General features: G+C 56.6%; 12 protein-coding genes. 7 read left to right on the forward strand and 5 right to left on the reverse strand.

Features of this window, described 5'->3' with window-relative positions; genetic code table 11:
- Positions 1 to 302: 302 nt before the first annotated feature.
- The 5 genes from KI379_RS25070 (at position 303) to KI379_RS25090 (ending at position 7,024) form a co-directional block, all read left to right on the forward strand.
- On the forward strand, positions 303 to 2,060 hold the full coding sequence (locus tag KI379_RS25070; protein WP_212985266.1) for a cache domain-containing sensor histidine kinase: 1,758 nt from the start codon (positions 303 to 305) through the stop codon (positions 2,058 to 2,060).
- Positions 2,053 to 3,618 (forward strand): response regulator, encoded by a 1,566-nt coding sequence (locus KI379_RS25075; protein WP_212985267.1) that lies wholly within the window; start codon positions 2,053 to 2,055, stop codon positions 3,616 to 3,618. Before KI379_RS25070 ends, KI379_RS25075 begins: the two co-directional genes overlap by 8 nt.
- Before the next feature lie 119 nt (positions 3,619 to 3,737).
- Positions 3,738 to 5,078 (forward strand): ABC transporter substrate-binding protein, encoded by a 1,341-nt coding sequence (locus KI379_RS25080; RefSeq protein ID WP_089548721.1) that lies wholly within the window; start codon positions 3,738 to 3,740, stop codon positions 5,076 to 5,078.
- Between the two features lie 201 nt (positions 5,079 to 5,279).
- Entirely contained in the window at positions 5,280 to 6,179 is a 900-nt protein-coding gene (locus tag KI379_RS25085) for a carbohydrate ABC transporter permease (protein WP_212985268.1), read from the forward strand.
- Positions 6,180 to 6,184: 5 nt separating this feature from the next.
- The gene (locus KI379_RS25090; RefSeq protein ID WP_373309615.1) at positions 6,185 to 7,024 is read left to right on the forward strand and encodes a carbohydrate ABC transporter permease; all 840 of its coding nucleotides are present in this window, start codon (positions 6,185 to 6,187) and stop codon (positions 7,022 to 7,024) included.
- 94 nt (positions 7,025 to 7,118) lie between these two features.
- On the opposite strand, the gene KI379_RS25095 is transcribed toward KI379_RS25090, so the two are convergent.
- Positions 7,119 to 7,553 (reverse strand): Rrf2 family transcriptional regulator, encoded by a 435-nt coding sequence (locus tag KI379_RS25095; RefSeq protein WP_076173802.1) that lies wholly within the window; start codon positions 7,551 to 7,553, stop codon positions 7,119 to 7,121.
- Between the two features lie 174 nt (positions 7,554 to 7,727).
- On the opposite strand from KI379_RS25095, the gene KI379_RS25100 reads away from it, so the two are divergent.
- Positions 7,728 to 8,519: an alpha/beta fold hydrolase gene (locus KI379_RS25100; protein ID WP_212985269.1), complete on the forward strand. Its 792-nt coding sequence runs from the start codon at positions 7,728 to 7,730 to the stop codon at positions 8,517 to 8,519.
- A gap of 135 nt (positions 8,520 to 8,654) precedes the next feature.
- On the opposite strand, the gene KI379_RS25105 is transcribed toward KI379_RS25100, so the two are convergent.
- Together KI379_RS25105 and KI379_RS25110 are read right to left on the reverse strand one after the other, a co-directional pair.
- Positions 8,655 to 9,032 carry a hypothetical protein gene (locus tag KI379_RS25105; RefSeq protein WP_084204087.1) on the reverse strand — a complete coding sequence of 126 codons (378 nt, stop codon included), beginning with the start codon at positions 9,030 to 9,032 and terminating at the stop codon, positions 8,655 to 8,657.
- A 401-nt stretch (positions 9,033 to 9,433) separates the two neighbouring features.
- Positions 9,434 to 10,033, reverse strand: a complete 600-nt coding sequence (locus KI379_RS25110; RefSeq protein ID WP_212985270.1) for a hypothetical protein — start codon at positions 10,031 to 10,033, stop codon at positions 9,434 to 9,436.
- Positions 10,034 to 10,370: 337 nt separating this feature from the next.
- Here KI379_RS25110 and KI379_RS25115 point away from each other — a divergent pair, with 337 nt between their 5' ends.
- Entirely contained in the window at positions 10,371 to 10,817 is a 447-nt protein-coding gene (locus KI379_RS25115; protein WP_212985271.1) for a DUF6843 domain-containing protein, read from the forward strand.
- Positions 10,818 to 11,027: 210 nt separating this feature from the next.
- Here KI379_RS25115 and KI379_RS25120 read toward each other — a convergent pair whose 3' ends face one another.
- Positions 11,028 to 12,524, reverse strand: coding sequence for a DEAD/DEAH box helicase (locus KI379_RS25120; protein ID WP_212985272.1), 1,497 nt, complete (start codon positions 12,522 to 12,524; stop codon positions 11,028 to 11,030).
- 371 nt (positions 12,525 to 12,895) lie between these two features.
- Positions 12,896 to 19,150 carry a phosphodiester glycosidase family protein gene (locus tag KI379_RS25125; RefSeq protein WP_212985273.1) on the reverse strand — a complete coding sequence of 2,085 codons (6,255 nt, stop codon included), beginning with the start codon at positions 19,148 to 19,150 and terminating at the stop codon, positions 12,896 to 12,898.
- Between the last annotated feature and the right edge of the window lie 19 nt (positions 19,151 to 19,169).

Consider the following 19,169-nt stretch of genomic DNA (forward strand, 5'->3'; position numbering starts at 1 on the left):
AATATGTCGTTTCGATATATATTATATGTCGGATCGACATATTTGCAAGCCCCTATTTTTGAAAAGTTTCCCACCTTTTTTACATAGAAAAAGGCGGTTTCTGCAGAGGATCCCACATTAGGCTTCGGTCTGATAAAACATGCAAAATCGCGACATCCAGCCATCCCAATACCGACATCCCAAAGGTCTCCGAATCGTCCCTTGGTCCCGGTCCTAGGCCTCTCCTGCATGTTGACAGCGTTTCCAAAGCGATGACATAATGTTGTACAAAAATCCCGCCTAGGCGGGCGGAGGGAGTAGCCGTGCAGACTTGGAAAAGCCGTTTCAGGCATATGAAAATCAAGAACAAGCTGTCCATCCTGATCGCATTTATCGTTGCCATGACCTTTGCCTTTGCCCTGACCGTGCAGCAGTACGCCTTCTCGGTGTACGACGAGCAGCTGTACGTGAAGTCCTCCCGCGTGCTGTACCTGTCGTCTTCTGCGATTGAAAAGGAGCTCGAACGCCTCGAGCAGCTGTCCTTCAACATTATCACCGACACGCAGATCCAGTCCCAGCTCAAATCCATCGCCCAAAGCGACTCCGATTACGATCGCTTGACCCTGCGCAAGCACATGGTCGACAGGCTCCTCACCTATGTCGGGTCCGAGCCCTCCCTCTACTCAATCCATATGGTCGATGCGGCCGGAGCACAGCAGGATGTCGGCAGCCTGGTTCCCATCCCGGCCGGAAAGCGGGACGTGATCCTCAGGCTGGCGGACAACGCCGAAGGCCAGGCGCGCTGGACCTTCCCCGATGCATCCGATCCGGCCCTGATCCTGACCCGTCAAGTCCGTTCCTACTCGGGCACCATGTTTGACCTGCAGGATATCGGCACCATTTTCATGCGGATCAACATGGAGCGGATCGTGCACGAGCTTGGCGCCGGGGAAGGCGACCTCATCGTGACCTCCGGGCCGGACGTCATTTATCCCTCGCAGCCGCATTTCGATCCCGCCCTCATCCAGAGCTCCATCACATCCGAGACCGGGTATTTTATCAAGGAAATTCAGGGAAAAACGTACTTTGTCGCCTATAACCGTTCTTCCGCCACCGGGTGGACCTATCTGAACGTGACTCCGTTCAACCAAATTTTCCGGCAGATCGTCCTGATCAAGGAAATCGTTATCGGTGTCTTCATTCTGATATTTGCCTTCGCCATTCTGTGGGGCATCCGCTTCTCCCGGGGGCTGACCCGCCCGATCGAGAATCTGATCGCCCGCATGAAGCTCGCAGAGAAGGGGAACTTCGCCGAAGCGAACATCCTTGCCGGCGACCAGGAGCCGCCCGCGATGGACGAACTCGGCCTGCTGCACCGGACGTTCCGCCTTATGGTGGAGAGGATCAACGACCTGATCACCGAAAATTACGCCAGCCGCCTCCTGATTAAGGAGACCGAGTTCAAGGCGCTGCAGGCGCAGATCAACCCGCATTTTCTGTACAACACGCTGGAGTCCATCAACTGGATGGCCAAAATCAACAAACAGACGCAAATTTCGCAAATGGTGCAGGCGCTGGCGTTTCTGCTCCGCAATTCGGTCAGCCTGAAGGAGCCGATCCTGACGCTGAAGGAGGAGCTGGAAATGGTGCAGCATTACATCACGATCCAGAAATTCCGGTTTGAAGAACGCCTGTCCTTTCACATGGACGTTCCCGAACGGGAGCACTTCCGGAAAATTCCGAAGCTGACGCTCCAGCCCCTGCTCGAAAACGCGATTCATTATGCGCTGGAGCCTTCCGTCGGCACGTGCACCATTTCCTTGACCAGCCGGGAGGAAGCGGACGTGTTTATCCTCATCGTCGAAGACGACGGCCCGGGCATGGCGTCAGATACGCTTGAGCTGCTGCGGGAAGGCAGGCTGACCACGGCGGGGAACGGCATCGGCCTGCTTAACATCGACGAGCGGATCCGCTTTGCGTTCGGCGAGAATTACGGGCTATTCATAGACAGCGCCCCCGGTCAGGGGACCCGCATTCATATCAGGTTACCGAAAGAAATGGAGGGATCCGAGCATGTATAAAGTGCTATTGGTGGATGATGAACGCATCATATTGGACGGCATTTCGCAAATGGTCGACTGGCAGGCCTTCGGGACAGTGCTGACGGGAACGGCCCAGAACGGATTGCAGGCTTACGACCTGATCGCAGCTGATCCGCCGGACATCGTCATCAGCGACATCCGGATGCCCGGACTCGACGGGCTCGGGCTGGTCGCCCAAACCTATGCCACCCACCCGAACGTCAAATTTGTGCTGCTGTCCGGATTCGGGGAATTCGAATACGCCAATCGTGCCATGCAGTACGGGGTCAAGCACTACCTGCTCAAGCCGACCGACGAGACCAAAATCGCCGAGGCGCTGAAGGAAGTGACGGCAGAGCTGGATCAGGAGCGCCGGCGGGAAGCATTTACCCTGGATATGAAACGGCGCTTTGAGAAAGTCATCCCTCACGTCAAGGAACAGGTCCTCCGCGAGTTCGTCACCAATAAAACCTACGGACGGCGGGATCTCGAAGAATACCGCAGCCTGCTTCCCTGCGACTTCGGGCGCCCCGTCCGGCTGCTGCTCTGCCATATTGAGGGCGAAGCCGATTACGAGCACCAATTTGCCGTGAAAAATATCGCCGAGGACCTGCTGCATACGGCGCTGATGAGCACGACGCTGGGCGACCACGCGCTGATCCTTATCTCCGACCCGGAGGATCTGGAGCTGCTTCACAGCCGGCTGCAGGATATCCGCCGCACTTTCCGGCTGTATTACAAAATGAACGTGACCGTCGCCGTCAGCGATCCCGGTCCGATCACGTCCGCGCGGAAGCTGTACCGCGAAACGCTGCAGTGTCTGAACTACCGCTTCTATCTGGACGAGAGCGGGATCATTACACGGAAGGACACGTTTGTGCCCGACAGCGGCGTCAGCGAGTTCGCTTTTGACGAAGAGCGCCTGATGCTGCCCGTTCGCTCGGGTGACCGCGAAGAGGCCTCGCTCGCCCTTTCCGAGTTCATCGCCGAGCTCAAACGGGCCCAGCTCGGCATCGAAATGACGAAGTCGTACGCCATTTCGATGTATGCCGCGCTGGTGCGCCTGGACGGACCGGAACGGATGGCGGAGGCCTACAAGCGGATATCCGAGATCGCCGACATGGGCTCGCTGCAGGCGATTCAGTCGTTCCTCGAAGAGACGGTCCGGGACATGGCCGGGCGCAACTACGAACGGAATGCATTTAAATACAACGCCATCGTGCGGAAGGTGATCGACATCGTGGAAGAGCAGATCGGCAACGCCTCCCTGTCGCTGAACCTCGTCGCGCACGAAATGCTGTACATGAACGCCGACTATCTAGGCAAGCTGTTCAAAAAGGAGACCGGCGAGAAGTTCTCCAACTACGTCATGCGCATCCGCATCCAGCGGGCGACCGAGCTGATGGCCGAAAACCCCGATGCCAAAATTTTCGAGATGGCCGAGCAGCTCGGCTTCGGCGACAACCCGCAGTATTTCAGCCAGGTGTTCAAAAAACAGATGGGCTGCACGCCGTCGGAGTATATCCGGAAGCTGACGGGCGGCATCTCTGCTTTTTAAACAAACAGGTCGGTTTTTTTCCTTACCCGGATCGCCGCAAGCGTTGATAATTGGAAATGTAAGCAGTATCAGATAAAGCACACCAATCTACCGTTAAATCCTATGGGGGAGGAAATGACATGAGAAAAGCGTTAAGCGCCGTTCTTCTTTTTTCCTTAATCACCGGCCTGATCGGCTGTTCCGCCGGGGGCAGCAGCGACAAATCGGCCAGCGGAGGCGACGCCGCGCCTGCAACGACTACATCGGCCGGCGAGAGCAAAGATCCGGTCAAGCTTCGCATCGCCTGGTGGGGCGGACAATCCAGACATGATTACACCCTGAAAGTGATCGAAATGTACGAGAAGCAGCATCCAAACGTTACGATCGAGCCCGAATACGCCCCGTTCGACGACTATTGGAAGAAGCTCGCGCCGCAGGCGGTCGCTGGCGGGCTGCCGGACATCATCCAGATGGACATTTCGTATTTGAGCCAGTACGCCAGTCGCAACCAGCTGGCCGACCTGAAGCCGTTTACCGACAACGGTACGCTGAATGTCGCCGACGTCAGCGAGAACGCCCTGAAGGGCGGCGAGGTCGACGGCAAGCTTATCGCCATGAACCTCGGAGTCAACGCTCTGCAGACGACCTTTGATGTCGAGACGATGAAGAAGAACGGCATCGACATCCCGTCCAAAGACTGGACCTGGGACGATATGGGCAAGCTTGGGGAGCAAGCCAAGGCCAAAGGCTTCCAGATCGGCGGATTCGCCTATCATCATGAGGTGTTCTTCCCGTATTACCTAAGAACGATCGGCCAGAAAATGTACAGCGACGACGGCAAAACGATCGGCTATGCCGACGACCAGGCTTTTATCGATTATTTCACGCGATATCAGCAATGGTATGACAAGGGCTACATCCTCTCCCTCGACAAAGAAGCGCAGAAGAAGGGCGTGGCCGAAGAGGACGAAATCGTTCTCGGCCACTCCATCTCCGGCATCGGCTGGTCCAACCAGTTCCTTGCGGTGGCGAATCTGGTCAAGGACCGTCCGCTCGAGCTGAATCCAATGCCGGGTCCGGGCACAAAGGAAGGGCTGTTCCTGAAGCCTTCCATGTACTTCTCCATCGCGGAATCGTCCAAGCAGAAGGAGGAAGCGGCCAAGTTCATCAGCTTCTTCATCAACGATATCGAAGCGAACAAGCTGATCAAGGGCGAACGCGGGGTGCCGGTATCCTCCAAAGTGAAGGATGCGCTAAAGCCGATCCTGTCCGAGAACGAAGCGAAAATCTTTGATTATGTCACCTGGGCCGAGTCGAACAGCAGCCCCGCTGACCCCCCGAACCCGATCGGATCGGTGGAAGTCGAGAAGCTTCTGCGTGATTTGAGCGAGAAAATTCTGTTCAAGAAAATTCCGATCGACCAGGCGGCGGCGGAGTTCCGCAAAGAGGCCAATGCCATCCTGGCCCGCAGCCAGAAATAACCTGAAGGGGAATCCTTATACTGCCTGAAGGAGCCGGGCCCCGGTCGGGTTCGGCTCCTTTCCTTGTGGCTTAGGTGAGAGAACGTACCTCTATAGCCCCTCTATTTCCAGAGGGACAGCCGGGTTACTTCACCGGCGTGGTGCTACTTTCGCTCACAATGCTGTACGTATCCAATTTTGTAAGCTTAGGGGTTGACGATAATGAAAAGGCTGCGGGATAACGAGCACCTCACCGGTTACATATTCACGTCTCCGTTCGTGCTGGGCTTTCTGATCTTTACCCTGTATCCGGTGCTGTCTTCACTGTATTATTCCTTCACCGACTACAACCTGATGGAGGCGCCGAACTGGCTCGGCCTGGACAACTACAAGCGGATGTTCATGGAAGACGATAAAATCGGCAAATCGTTTCAGGTCACCTTTACGTATGTGCTGGCCAGCGTGCCGCTCCGCTTGATCTTTGCCCTGTTCGTCGCCATGATCTTGAACGTAGCGACAAAAGCCGTGGGCCTGTACCGTTCGGCCTTCTACCTGCCGTCCCTGATCGGCGGAAGCGTCGCGGTGTCGATCATGTGGCAGCAAATCTTCGGGGATCAGGGGCTGGTGAATTCCTTCCTGAACCTGATCGGCATCCACACCTCGACCTCGTGGATCGGCAATCCGAGCACCGCGCTGTGGACCTTGATCGCCCTGTCCACGTGGCAGTTCGGCTCGTCGATGATCATTTTCCTGGCGGGGCTGAAAAATATACCGAAAGACTACTATGAGGCAGCGGGCGTGGACGGCGCCAATGCCGTCCGGCGGTTCTTCAACATCACGCTGCCGATGCTGAGCCCGATCATCCTGTTCAACCTGACGCTGCAGACGATCTCGGCATTTATGACGTTTACGCCGGCCTACATTATTTCCCGCGGAGAAGGCGGTCCGCTCGATCAGACGCTGCTCTATTCGCTGTACCTGTACCGCAAGGCGTTCTCGCATTTTGAGATGGGCTACGCTTCGGCACTCGCCTGGGTAATGCTGCTCATCGTCGGGTTCCTGACCCTGCTCATCTTCAAATCCTCGACCCGCTGGGTTCACTACGAGACGAAGGGAGACTAACGGCCATGACCATGTCCACACCCAAGCGCGTTTTGTACCATGTGCTGGTCGGCATCTTCGCCCTGTTCATGATCTATCCGATTCTATGGCTGGCAGCCAGTTCCCTGAAGCCGAATGACCAAATTTTCTCGACCGCCTACAGCCTCATTCCAAGCCGGCTGGAATTCGCCAACTACGTCTCGGGCTTCAAGGGATTCGGCGGGACGACGTTTGCGACCTTCTTCAAAAATTCGTTCATCATCGTCATTCTGTCGACAGTCGGCGCCGTCGCCTCTTCGGCCCTCGTAGCCTTCGGCCTGGCGCGCACAAAATTTTTCGGCCAGAAGTTCTGGTTCGCCGCCATGATGACCACGATGATGCTGCCGCAGGACGTCGTCCTTGTGCCGCAATACGTCATGTTCGCCAAGTTCGGCTGGCTCTCGTCCTTCAAGCCGCTGATCGTCCCGCATTTCTTCGGCACGCCGTTTTTCATCTTTCTGATCATGCAGTTTATCCGCACCATTCCAGGCGAACTGGACGAAGCCGCGAAAATCGACGGCTGCAGCAAATACGGCGTGTTCTATCGGGTGGTGCTGCCGCTCATCGGACCGGCCTTGATCACCAGCGCGATCTTCTCTTTTTACTGGAGATGGGACGACTTCATCAACCCGCTCATCTATTTGAACAGCCCGGATAAATTCCCGGTCTCCCTTGCGCTGAAGCTGTTCCTCGACGGCGAATCGCTGAACAACTGGGGCGGCATGTTCGCTATGGCCACACTGTCGCTTCTGCCGGTTGTGATCGTATTTTTCATCTTCCAAAAATACATCGTCGAAGGGATCAGCACCACCGGTTTGAAAGGATAACAATAAAGTTTTCTATAAGCTTCATGCCGTCCACGGTGCTCAATATAAAACAAAGACCGGATTCCTTAAGTAAGGAAATCCGGCCTTTTTCATGTTAACTTTCAATTTCTACGATTCCGCTCTTCACCATCGAATCAATCGTAATGCCCGACAATTCGTTCTCCATCGTCGTTTGGACTTTCGTGTAAACTCCGTCTAATAAATACGGCATTTTACTGCCTACCGGACAAGTCGGGTTGGTATCCCGATGAATCATAAAGATCTCCTGGTTATCTTCCATCGTAGCTCGGTATACATCCAGCAGCGTGATTTGATCCGCCTTTTTGGCCAGGCTGATCGCGGCATTCGTTCCAAGAGTCGATGTAATAAGACCGGCTTTCGTAAGTTTCCTCATGATTCTTCTAATCACCGCCGGATTGGCGTTCACACTCATGGCAAGCAATTCGGACGTGGTCCGGCCATTTTTATTAAATTCAAGAAAGCATAAAATATGAACCGCTACAGAGAACTGTTGGCTTCGATTTCCCATTTTTGCAAGGTCCTTCTTTCCGGTTAAAGCTTATGTTTAGTGTATTGATTTTTGAAAAGCAAATCAAACTTAAAATGATGTATCAAAGCATCAACTTGACTTCTTAAGGATGAATCGTTATTTTATAATATGTAACAGTAACTGTTACTGATACTATTATTGGGAGTGGATCATATGCATTATCATGTTAACGGCGTCGAACTTCATGTGGAAGAGCAGGGCCAAGGAGACACGGCTCTTGTGTTTTTGCACTTTTACGGCGGGTCAGCACGAACGTGGACGAAAGTGGTTGACGTTCTCAAGGAGGATTACCTTTGTATAACCTATGACCACCGCGGATGGGGAGACTCAGATAAGTCAGCTGTATCTTATACCATTCAGGATCTTGCCGATGACGCACATGCGCTTATTCAAGAGCTTGGTTTGAAGCGTTATGTGCTCGTTGGTCATTCCATGGGCGCTAAAACGGCGCAATTGCTGGCTTCACGTCATCCGGCCGGTTTAGAAGCTTTGGTCTTAGTTGCACCATCTCCCCCGACACCGCAAGATATGCCGCAAGACATGAGAAATGCCATGGTTCATTTTTATGATTCGTGTGAAGGAGCAGAAATCGCTTTGGGCAATATCGCCCTGCTTCCCCTTGAAGAGCATATCCGCGAAATGGTGCTTGAGGATATGCAAAGGAGCGCACCTTTAGCCCGTGCGGCATGGCCTGAAGCCGCAATGCTTGAGGATATATCCGCAGAAGTGAACAACATCCGTGTTCCTACCCTTGTGCTCGCCGGGGAATCTGATCCGGTAGACCGGTTGGAAACACTAAAAAGCGAACTGCTGCCGCGCATTCCTCATGCAGAGCTACGCGTCATTCCCCAGACCGGCCACCTTTCTCCCTTAGAAGCACCCGGCGAAATCTCAGAGGGAATCTCCCATTTTTTGGCCAAGCAGAAATGGGGTAATGGCAAATGATATGAAAAACGGCAGGTCAGCTGTAAGCTGAATCCCTGCCGTTTTTTGCGCTTACACTCCTTGTGACGGAAAAGCGGAGGGGCGCATTTATCATGCTGCTGTATGGTATGAGGTGCCTCTGCCGAGGCCTGCCGTTTACTTTTTCTCGAACAGACCGAGACGGTTGTTGGGACGGCCGTTCAACCGGATCCCATCGCCATTCTTACTGTTCTTGCGCTTGGTACCGTTCAGGCGGTCTGTCAATTCGTTAAACCAGGCTTCGTCATAGGTGGCCAGTGCTATGTCAATCAGGCTTTCGACGTTGTTCTTATCTGCAAGCGGGTTGACCGGCAGCGATCTCAGCCAGGATTCACGTACACCGATCACGCGTCCAACCGCTTCCTCGTTGTCGGACTGAACGACGCGTACTCTCGCGATGCCTTTCTGAGCGTCCACCGTCTCAATGTATCCGTGAATAAACTCACCGTCTACCGTCTTCCCTTGGACCCAATCGCTAACTTCGAATCTCATCATTCCACCGCCCATCTTTAAGTATATACAAACTGTAACCAGAAAAATCACAAAATGAATATACTGTAATGATACTAAACACAGTTGGGAATGTCAAATCCGCCAACGACCATTTCGCAAACGACCGATTACATGGATGAGAAGCCACCTGCCGCCATATCCCCCATCTATAGTGTATGCAGTTAGCGGGCCGTAGGTTCGTTACTGCCTTTGAAATGCGACCTTTAAACCTAGTCCGATATACAGCGCTCCTACAACTTTGCCGCTAAATCGGCCCAAACGACGGATCCATGCCGTCCGCCTGAAAACCGTCCTTGCAGGCTCACCTGTGGAAACACACCGGGCTGATGCACGCTAACTGCCGATTCCCAACGGATCCAATGTGTGCATGAGCTCTCAGTTTTCTAATGAAGATCATCGCTGCGTCTCTGCAGCCATTGCTGGAATTCAGCGGGTGTACTCACATCATCATCCAATACGGCCGAATAAATATCGAAGCTTTTCACTTGATTTCCATATTCGGCCCGCTTTGCCCATTCGGTTTTGATGCTTAAAATAGCAGCGATCTTGGCAGGAGTAAGGCGTGCGGGCATCGTTTGAATATGCAGCAAATCAGGCTGTTTGTCAGGCTCGTCTACAAACCAGATATCCAGCTCCCACCGGTGGCCGTTTGCGGATCCGTAGGTCAATCCAAGAAAATAACCGTCTGGGTAAGCCGGATCGGTGTTCCATTGGCCCGCATCGTTAATAAATTTCATCTCCCGTACTCCCGGATTGGACATCAGCTGCAAAGCAATTTCAGAGACCGCAGCCATATCCAGTTTGGAGCAGACCACCGTCACATCCAAGTCTCTCCAAGCCATTAAACCTAGCGCAGCGCTCCCTACGATTACGGGCTTACCGGCTGCTGCCAACAATGGCATCAAGTTCAGTTCTTCAGCAACCGAACCCGCCTCAACCTGCAGCTGCTTTTGGCGGGCAAGCAAATCCTCTTGGTTCATCATCGTCCCTTCACCCTTTCGATATCCGCTAAACTGGTCTTATTTCCTCCGGCTGTCAAATTCGCCGCTTCCAGCAGCATCATGTTCTTCGTCCTATCAGGAAAAGATAGCCGGGTATCCTCCAAAATGTTCTCTTAGCATCATTATAGTGTTTTTAGAGAAATTTTAAGAGGAAATCGATAGATGAACTGCATGATTTGGTCAGCACGAGATATGGGAGGTTGATCCCTGGCATTCTCTTTTTGATGAAAGTAATATCCGATTTTTCCGTCGATCATTATGGAAAGCTGTTGTAATATAATGTAAGTATCTTAATGAACGAATCAAAGGCGGTGAAGATTTGAAAGGTCTGATTAGAGCATATAAGGTATTCATCGCCGTGTTTGCCGTCATTGTGGTTGCTGCCGTTGTGATTGGGACAAGGGGGCTGAGTGGACAGGAAAATCATACTTATGTGCTGCCGGCCGGGTACACGGGATGGGTAGCGGTCATTTACAATCAAAAGGGCTATCCCGAGCTCCCGAAAGAGGGAGACGCCATTGTAAACCGCATTCCGAAAAACGGAGTTTTGAAGACGTCGAGCGCACCGACAGCCGGCGGGATGACATTTTTTTATGCTGATGATCAAGGTCAACGGACTGAAGTGGGGATGGGAATGATTCAAGGCCAGCACATGGGCACGGATACGATCCTGCGTCCGGACGGTACGAAAGAAGAAAAAACGATCAATGCGTTTTATGTCGGCACCGAGCAGCAGTATTACGCTCATTTACAGGAGCAGCCCTGATAGATCACTTAAAGCCACACTGCTGTTATCCTCCAATCATCCACTATTAATAGCAGCTGTAGCGCCCCGTCCACTGCCCCCCTCCCTCAGACTCCTTCTTTTATGGAAAATACAAATGACCCACAGGAGGGTCACGGGCAAAGTGCCCTTCCTGTGGGTCACAGATCACAGATCATCTGCGGTCAATGCGTAAAACGTCTAAACTCCATATTAATGAGACGAACTTACCTTATTTCTAGGGTCCGCCCCGCTTGGTTTCGGTCTGCGGTTCGTGCGCCCATTGGAATTTCCATTTCCATGCCCCTTGGACTTGTCGTTCGCATTTCCCTTCGAATGGCCTCCCGCATCACGCTTCAAGCTGCTGTTCGCGTTCCGATCAGGTTTGCGGGCACCGCTCGCCGCCGCCTTTGGGGCACGATCCTGCTTCGGTTTTCCCCGCTGCTGCCCATCGTCCGTCCGCCCTTTACGGGCATCTCCAGCCTGCGGCTTGCGGGAATGGCCAGCTTGCGTCTTACCCGGCCGGTTTGCCGTGGAATTCCCCAATGGGCGATTTGCCGCTGCCGCTTGGGGCTCCATCGGATAGTCATGCCCCTTCACTTCGGGAATAGCCTTGCCGATCAGCTTTTCGATGTCCTTCAGGTACGGCAGCTCGTCCGCCTCGCAGAAAGAGATTGCTGACCCGCTCATCCCCGCCCGGCCCGTGCGGCCGATACGGTGAACGTACGTCTCCGGGATATTCGGCAGATTAAAGTTAATGACATACGGAAGCTCGTCAATATCGATCCCCCTGGCGGCAATGTCGGTCGCCACCAAAATGCGCGTCGTCCCGTTTTTGAAATGGTTCAGGGCGTTCTGCCGGCTGTTTTGCGATTTGTCGCCATGGATCGCCTCCGCCGTAATGTTCGCCTTCTTCAGCGCACGCGCCACCCGGTCGGCTCCCCGTTTGGTACGGGTAAACACCAGGGCCGACTCGATCGACGGGTCCTGCAGCAGCTGGTTGAGCATCTGCAGCTTGCTTCCTGCCGCCAGCAAATAAACCGACTGCTCGATCCGTTCGGCGGTTGAGGAGACCGGCGTCACTTCCACTTTTACCGGGTTGACGAGCAGCGTTTGGATCAAGCCGCTAATTTCCGGAGGCATCGTCGCCGAAAAGAACAGCGTCTGCTTCCGCTTCGGCATGACGGCGATAATCCGCTTCACATCATGGATAAAGCCCATGTCCAGCATCCGGTCGGCTTCATCCAGCACGAGCATTTGAATATGCTGCAGATCGATGTGCTTCTGATGGATCAGGTCGATGAGCCGGCCCGGCGTGGCGATCACGATATCTGCGCCCTGCTGCAGCGCCCGTTCCTGCGGCTTTTGCGGAACGCCGCCGACAATGACCACCGCACGCAAATCGGTATACTGGCTGTACGCCTTCACGTTATCCATAATCTGAATGGCCAGCTCTCTCGTCGGCGTCAAAATAAGCGCGCGGACCCTGCGGCCCGCCCCCGGTTTGCGGGGCTCCCGGCTCAACAGCTGTATGATGGGCAGGGAAAATGCAGCGGTCTTGCCGGTTCCCGTCTGGGCGCAGCCCAAGAGATCCCGTCCGGCCAGCACGGCCGGAATGGATTGTGCCTGAATCGGCGTCGGCTCGGTATAGTTCTGTTTGGCCAGCGCTTTTAAAATATTCGGGTCAAGCTTCAAATCTTTAAAGTTCATATATGCTCCTTTTACTTTAAACCTGTATTCTTTAATCACGAAACCTGTGTACTTTTCATCCAAGTCACCACAAGCCGTTCTTTTACGTCGTAATACATAACGATACCACATCTGGACACCAAAAAAGAAGCGGAATCTTTCTCCGCTTCCTTAAAAAATGATGTATATGGACTAAAATGGCAATAAGCTTCACGGAACTGAGCACGGATCAAGGGGATGAATGCGCAATGAAAGTGTTCCGCCAGCATATCATACGGATGATGACAAAAGAGACCGGAAGGGTCAGCTCACCAAGCTGTTCCCCGCCGGTCTTCTTGTTGTTGGATCTTCTAACTGGGTGAACCGTAAATTAACCGGATCGTTATCTTCGTTTATTTCCCCGCCTGCCCCAGCTTGGTCAGGACGTTATACAAGATCTGGGCCGTTTCGGCCCGGGTGGCCTGGCCGTCGGGATGAAACCGGCTAGGCCCCTGCCCTTGAATCAGTCCGGCGGCGTACGCAGACCGGACGGCTTCCTGCGCCCAGGCCGGCGAACCGGCGACGTCCGTGAACGGCGCCGTTTCCCCGCCGGCTGCGGCGGTTCCGCCCGCGGCCCGGTAGGCGCGGACGATCATGGCCGCCGCTTCCTGGCGCTTGATCAAGGCGTCCGGTGCAAAGCTTGCGCCGCTGACGCCTTGGACGATGCCCGCCTTGGCGGCGGCGGATACGGCTTCCGCGTACCATGCCGCGGAAGGCACGTCGCTGAAGGGCGCGCTGCCGTCGCCCTTCAGGTGCAGCAGGCGGACCAGCATCGCCGCCATTTCGGCGCGGGTCACCGGCTGATCCGGCGCGAAGCTGCCGCCGCCGACGCCGTCGATGAGATGCTTCGCCGCCAGCTCCCGGATCACGCCGGAAGCCCAGTGCCCACTCGTATCGGCGAAGCTTTTGGTGTACTCCAGAACGGCGTAAGCGGCATCCAGCGAGCTCACTTCGGCTTTCAGCTTGCCGCCTGCGGCCGTTCCGCCGATATACGTGAGCTCGCCTTGGCTGTTCAGGCCATACAGCCCGGTCAGCTTGGCATCCAGCCCCGAGGCGACGGGGAGCCCCAGCGTTATCGGCTGCTGCAGCGCCGTGATCGGGTGAACCTGGCCCTCCTTCGATATGAGGCTCAGGTTGAGGGTAAAGAGGCTGCTTCCTGCGCGGAGCACCGCGCCTTCCGCCTGCCCGGCCTTCGCCACCCGCTCTGCGGCCTCCGCCTCCGGGGCGCGGGATGCCGCCAGCCGAATCGTGCTGCCTTCGAGCTGATCGGCGGGCACCTGGCCGCTGGCCGCCTGCAGGATGTCTGCGGGAAGCGTCAGCTTCAGGTCAGCCGCGTTCACCGTCAGCGGCTGTCCCTGGAGCAGCGAGGCGGCGCTGCCCGGCAGAATCAGCTCATTGAACGGCTGATCTGTGTCCAATACGGCTCCGCCTTTCGCCAGAATCGACGTCAGCTGCGCGGCGTTCAGCTTCCATTTGCCGCCTTGGCCCGGCTTCGGATCCGGCTGGGCGGGCGGAGTCACCGGCGGCTGCACCGGTGTAGAGGAGTTCCATCCATTATTGCCTGAATTCCCGCCGTTATTTCCTCCGCCATTTCCCGGGTCACCTCCGCCAGGGTTATCTCCTCCGCCATTACCCGGATCGCCTCCGCCAGGGTTATCTCCTCCGCCGTTGCCCGGGTCGCCTCCGCCAGGGTTCTCACCATCTCCCCCTCCCGGCTGCTCCAGAGCTTGAACGGTAAGTTCATACTCGGCCGACAACGATCCGGAAGCGGCTGATATCACCGTCTTCCCTTCGGCCAGCGCAGTCACTACGCCCTGTTCGCTCACCGAAGCGACGTCCTCATGGCTGCTGCTGAAGGTTACACCTTCCAGCACCTGAATGCGCGTGCCGTCCGCGTAGACCGCTTCCGTTACCGTCTGATCGGTCTCCCCTTCCTTCAGCACTTCTTTGCCCGTCAGCTCCAACGATTCCGGTTCGCCTTCCGGCGCCGGATTCACGGTGACGATCGTCTCCGCGAACAGATCCGGGTTCACCGTGCTTGCCGCCCGGATGACGGCCGTTCCCGTGCCGGCCGCCGTCAACCGGCCTTCCGGCGATACCGTCACCACTTCGCCGCCCTCTCCGGTCGGCTCGGCGCTGTAGACGGACCACGTGACGCCGGGGTCCGCTCCATCCGGCTTCACCTTGGCGGTCAGCTGCCGGGTTTCGCCGACGGCCAGCTTCACGTCCTGCTGCTCGATCTCGACTGACTCCGGAGCCGGAGCCTCGGTCTGCTTCGACAGCGTAAACTCATCGACGGTTCGTCCGCCGACCGTCTTGGTCACAAAGTGCAGGCTGTCGCCGTCCACCTCGACCGAAGCGTACATTTGCGTCGCTTCATCATCGGTAATCCGCTGCCAGTCCCGTTTGGTCAGTGAGTAAAACTTCGGTCCGGTCGAGCCGGCCACGACATAAGTCGTCCCCTGCCCGTCCGGAACGATCTCGTTGTTCATCATCGGGAAGGTCCGCAGGTAAATATGATCATGCCCGTTCAGGACGAGATCGACCCGATGCCGCTCGAGCACCGGCGCCCACAGCCGCCGGATGTCGGCCGTATCGTAAATGCTGCCGTACGGGCCGCGGTGGAAGATGGCGATCTTCCATTTTTTATCCGTCCTGGACAGGTCCTGGTCGAGCCACTCCTTCTGCTCCTCGTACTGGTATTCGCTGTTCAAAACGACAAAATGAATATCCTTGTAATCAAAGGAAAAATTGCTTCCCGCCAGGCTTGGCACACCGTTGCCCGGCTGGTTGAAATGGGCCAGGAAATCGTTGTTTTCCTTCGTTCCCATCACCTCATGGTTGCCGATCGCGCCGACCAGCGTCGTGTTCAGGAACGCCTCCTGCGCTTCGCTGAACCACCACTTCCATTCCTGCTCGTTGAAGCCTTTGTCGACCATGTCGCCGACGTGGACCATAAACTCGGCGTCCGGCGAATCTTCCACCGCCTTCTTCACCGTGCTGCCCCACAGCTTGAACCCTGCCAAATCTCCCGCCTGGGAGTCGGCGAAATACAGGAACTTGGTATGATCGCCGTCTGCCTCAGCGGTCTTGAACGTGCCCTGCGGGCTGTAATGACTGCTTCCGTCACCGACTCGGTACACGTATTCGGTGCCCGGCTCCAGGCCGTTCACCGTCGCCTTGTGCACCCGGACCGCTCCCAGATCGAGTGTCTGGTACAGATAGCTTGTTCCTTCCGTTTTTATCACACTGGGGTCGTCAAACCCGGTAAAATCCGCCTTTTTCACCACTTCTACCACAGTCTGCTCCACAGCCGGGCTCGTATGCCAGATGAAACCGCGGGATGCAGCCGGATCCTCGCCCATGCCGACGTTGATGTTGTACGGCGTTTCGGTACCGGACAGCGGCGACACCTTAAACTCCGCCACCGGGCTGTACTGGTCTCCCTTCATCGCCTGCACTTGATACGTCTTGACCTCAGCCGTCAGCAGCTTGGTGCGCAGCTCGCCCTGTGCGTCGGTCGTTCCGACCGGACTGCCGTCCGCGGTGATCTCCGCGCCTTCCACCGGCTCCCCCGACTCGTCTTTGACCAAAAAGACCGTTTCGTAGCCCTGGATGTTGCCGTTCTCGTTCCAGGACAGCGACAGGGCGCTCTTGATATCCGATTTCAGCGGCAGCCCAAAGAAGGGATACACCACGCTGCCTGTGCCGGCAAAGGTAACGTTACCGGATTCGAACCGGATTTCGTTTGTTCCGGCGGCGTCCTTTTTCACGTCAAAGCTGATTTGTCCGATCAAATCGCTGTCGGTCAGCCCCGCTTGGTCCAACTGGCTGAAGGTCAGCGCAGCCGTGCCGTTATCACCGATAACTGCGCTTGCCTGGGTCTCCTCCAGCTTGCCGCCCGGAATAAACTTGAGATTCTCCACCTTGCTCAGGTCAAAAGCAAACCGGAGCTGTCCTCCCTGCAAACCGGCGGCCTTCACCCCTTTGATATCCACCGTGTAGGTACGGCCTCCGTACAATTCCTTCGGCGTGTCGTACGTCAGCTTCGAGCCGCCCGTGTCCACGTTGAAGGTCCACGCCTTGGTCGTCCGGTTGCCGGCCAGGTCCGTCACAGACACCTTGGCCTGATGCAGCCCGTCCGCCAGCGGCGTCGCCGGGGTGTAATAAATCCGGCCTTCCGGTGGATACAGCGTGTGCTGCACACGCTGGCCGTCCAGGTCGAACCGGATCGAGTCCGGATCAATCAGCGTCGTGCCCGGATGCTGCGCCGGATCATATCCCGCGTCTTCGCCGTACACCTTAATCACCGGCTGGTTGCTGCGGATCGTCTCCCCGTCCGCCGGCGAGAAGTCCTTCAGGACCGGCGGCTCCATGTCGTCCTGATTCGGACCGTACAAGGCTCGGATCTGATCGACGTAGATCGCCCCGGCATCTTTCTTGGCCGATGAAGTTTCCATGTAGCGCACCGGCATGTCCATGATCAGAGGAAGCGTCCGGCCTTTGGGCACATCTGCCTCCAGGTACTTCCACCCGGTCCAGTCGATGCCGATATTCTGGTCGGTAAAGTCGAGCGGTATCGTTCCCTTGCTGTCGCGCAGCTGTGCACGCAGCCAGTGGGTTTTGCCGTCCCCGTATACCCACATGCTGATCTTCTCCGGATAACCCGGGATTTGAATGGCCTCCGCCTGCGTCTTGCTCTGCAGGTAGGCGCCCGAAGTTCCCGGTGTGCCGGTAAAATCATACTCCAGCTTCAGCGAACCGCTGCCGAAACGGACCAAATCTTCATTCGTCTCGATGCTCACCTTGGACGTCTTAAACTGCGCGCCGGCCGACGGCAGATACTTGTCCAGGCCTTTTTCGAAATCCTCCAGCACCACCGGAGGCTGGCCGATGGTCACATCCATCTGAGCTTCCACCCCCTTGTAGCTCACCACAATTTTGCCGCTCAGCTCATTGCCTTCCGCCGCAGTAAAGACGCCGGCTGCGTCGATCGAGCCGATCGGCCCCTCGACGCGCCATGTCAGCAGGCGGTTGTCGGCCTGCACCATCTGGCCGTCACGGAGCGCCGTCACCTTCAGCGTCTCCGACTGGCCCGGCGGGAAGCTGCGCAGCTGATCGCCAAATTTCAGCTCGGTCAGCGTATCGACCACTTCGACTTTGCCGGCTCCGTTTGCGCCGCCGGACGTTACGGCGATATCCGTCTGGCCGGGCGTGGAACCTGCCGTAAAGACGCCGCTGCCGTCGATCGTTCCAATCGCAGGGCTGACGCTCCACTCGGGCGTCCCGTCCATCGCGGCCGGATGCAGGTTGGCATCGACACCGGCCGCCTTAAAGGCCGCTGTCGAGCCGGCCAGCACCCTCGCCAGCTGCGGCTTCACGACCAGCTTGTCCACCGGCCCTTCCGCCGCCTTGTTCACAAGCAAGAGCCCGTTGGCCGTCTTGCGCTCCCCGCCGTCCGAGGGGGAGTTCAGCAGCGTACGGCTGGTGTCGCCCGGCATGCGGGCGATAAATGTCGACGAGCCGCCGCCATCCAGGTTGATGGCGTTCACGACGCCGATCTCCGCCATGATCTGCCCCAGCTCGGCCAGCGTCACGCCTTCGCTGAAGCCCGGCTGGCGCCCGTCGATTTCCAGCATGACGACGGAGCCGTCCGCTTTCGTCCCGATCGCCGTGCGCGGATGGGCCGCCGGGTCGCTGTTCGGCTGCGCCGCCCCGTCCTTGACGAGCAGCGCGGAGCCGCCGATGGCCATCGTCACGCCGCTCCAGGCCGGCTCAAGGCCGAAGGTGACCGATGCCGTATCGCCTGCCTTAAGGCCGGCGAGCACCGCGCGCTGGCTGCCGGAAGCCGACAGGATGACCTGCCCCGGGGCTAGCGGCGTGCTGCCTTTGTCTTTATGGACGTCGGCTACCTTCAGCTCCAGTGTCTCCCCGCTTTTGACCTCTCCCTTCACGACGTCAAGAACGACTTCGTCTCCTAAATCATTGGTCATGGTCGAGCCGTAGAAGTCGTTCGTGTACAAAACGAGATCGTTATTGCCACGCGTCCGGTTGATGGACGTCAGCTCGGTCTTCTGTCCGCCGATCTCCAGCGTCCGCGCAAGCTTCGGGCTCGGCCCGTACATCGTCGTGCCATCCTCCTTGATGCCAAACGCGTACCAGTCATTTGGCGGACTCGTCAGTATTTTTCCGCTGCCCATGAAGTAACCGAGCGGGACGCCGGAGGACATATCATAAAAGTCTCCGTTGATCCCGGCGATCACCCGATTCCCCGCTCTGTCGATATCCGCAGCCATTTTGCTGACCGGCTGCATGCCGTATACTTTGCCGTCCGTCATGCCGGGCTCAAGCACCAGAGCCGGATTGGACGGATCGAACTCCACCATGTGCAGCTTCTCCAACCCTCGGTCCAGCTTCATGTCCTTCCAGGTATAGACCGCGCCCGGTCCGATCTGGACCTGCCGCTCGTCGACGATGCTTCCGGCTGCCGCAGCCTGTGCGCCGGCTTCCGCCGCCAGTACGGGCCGCCCGCCGGGCAGAGCCAGGGTCAGAACCAGCGTGCCGGCCAGCAGCGACGCCCATAGGCTCCTCGTCCGTTTTCTTATCATTCCATCCTTGCCTCCCATT

The sequence above is a fragment of the Paenibacillus cineris genome (genome assembly GCF_018333335.1).
Taxonomy (GTDB): domain Bacteria; phylum Bacillota; class Bacilli; order Paenibacillales; family Paenibacillaceae; genus Paenibacillus_AQ; species Paenibacillus_AQ favisporus.

Bases quoted from the DNA above. Each gene is read 5' to 3' on its own strand.
- KI379_RS25110 (WP_212985270.1), bottom strand. From the start codon at position 10,033: ATGATGAACCAAGAGGATTTGCTTGCCCGCCAAAAGCAGCTGCAGGTT.
- KI379_RS25105 (WP_084204087.1), bottom strand. From the start codon at position 9,032: ATGATGAGATTCGAAGTTAGCGATTGGGTCCAAGGGAAGACGGTAGAC.
- KI379_RS25085 (WP_212985268.1), top strand. From the start codon at position 5,280: ATGAAAAGGCTGCGGGATAACGAGCACCTCACCGGTTACATATTCACG.
- KI379_RS25120 (WP_212985272.1), bottom strand. From the start codon at position 12,524: ATGAACTTTAAAGATTTGAAGCTTGACCCGAATATTTTAAAAGCGCTG.
- KI379_RS25090 (WP_373309615.1), top strand. From the start codon at position 6,185: ATGACCATGTCCACACCCAAGCGCGTTTTGTACCATGTGCTGGTCGGC.
- KI379_RS25100 (WP_212985269.1), top strand. From the start codon at position 7,728: ATGCATTATCATGTTAACGGCGTCGAACTTCATGTGGAAGAGCAGGGC.
- KI379_RS25080 (WP_089548721.1), top strand. From the start codon at position 3,738: ATGAGAAAAGCGTTAAGCGCCGTTCTTCTTTTTTCCTTAATCACCGGC.
- KI379_RS25075 (WP_212985267.1), top strand. From the start codon at position 2,053: ATGTATAAAGTGCTATTGGTGGATGATGAACGCATCATATTGGACGGC.
- KI379_RS25095 (WP_076173802.1), bottom strand. From the start codon at position 7,553: ATGGGAAATCGAAGCCAACAGTTCTCTGTAGCGGTTCATATTTTATGC.
- KI379_RS25125 (WP_212985273.1), bottom strand. From the start codon at position 19,150: ATGATAAGAAAACGGACGAGGAGCCTATGGGCGTCGCTGCTGGCCGGC.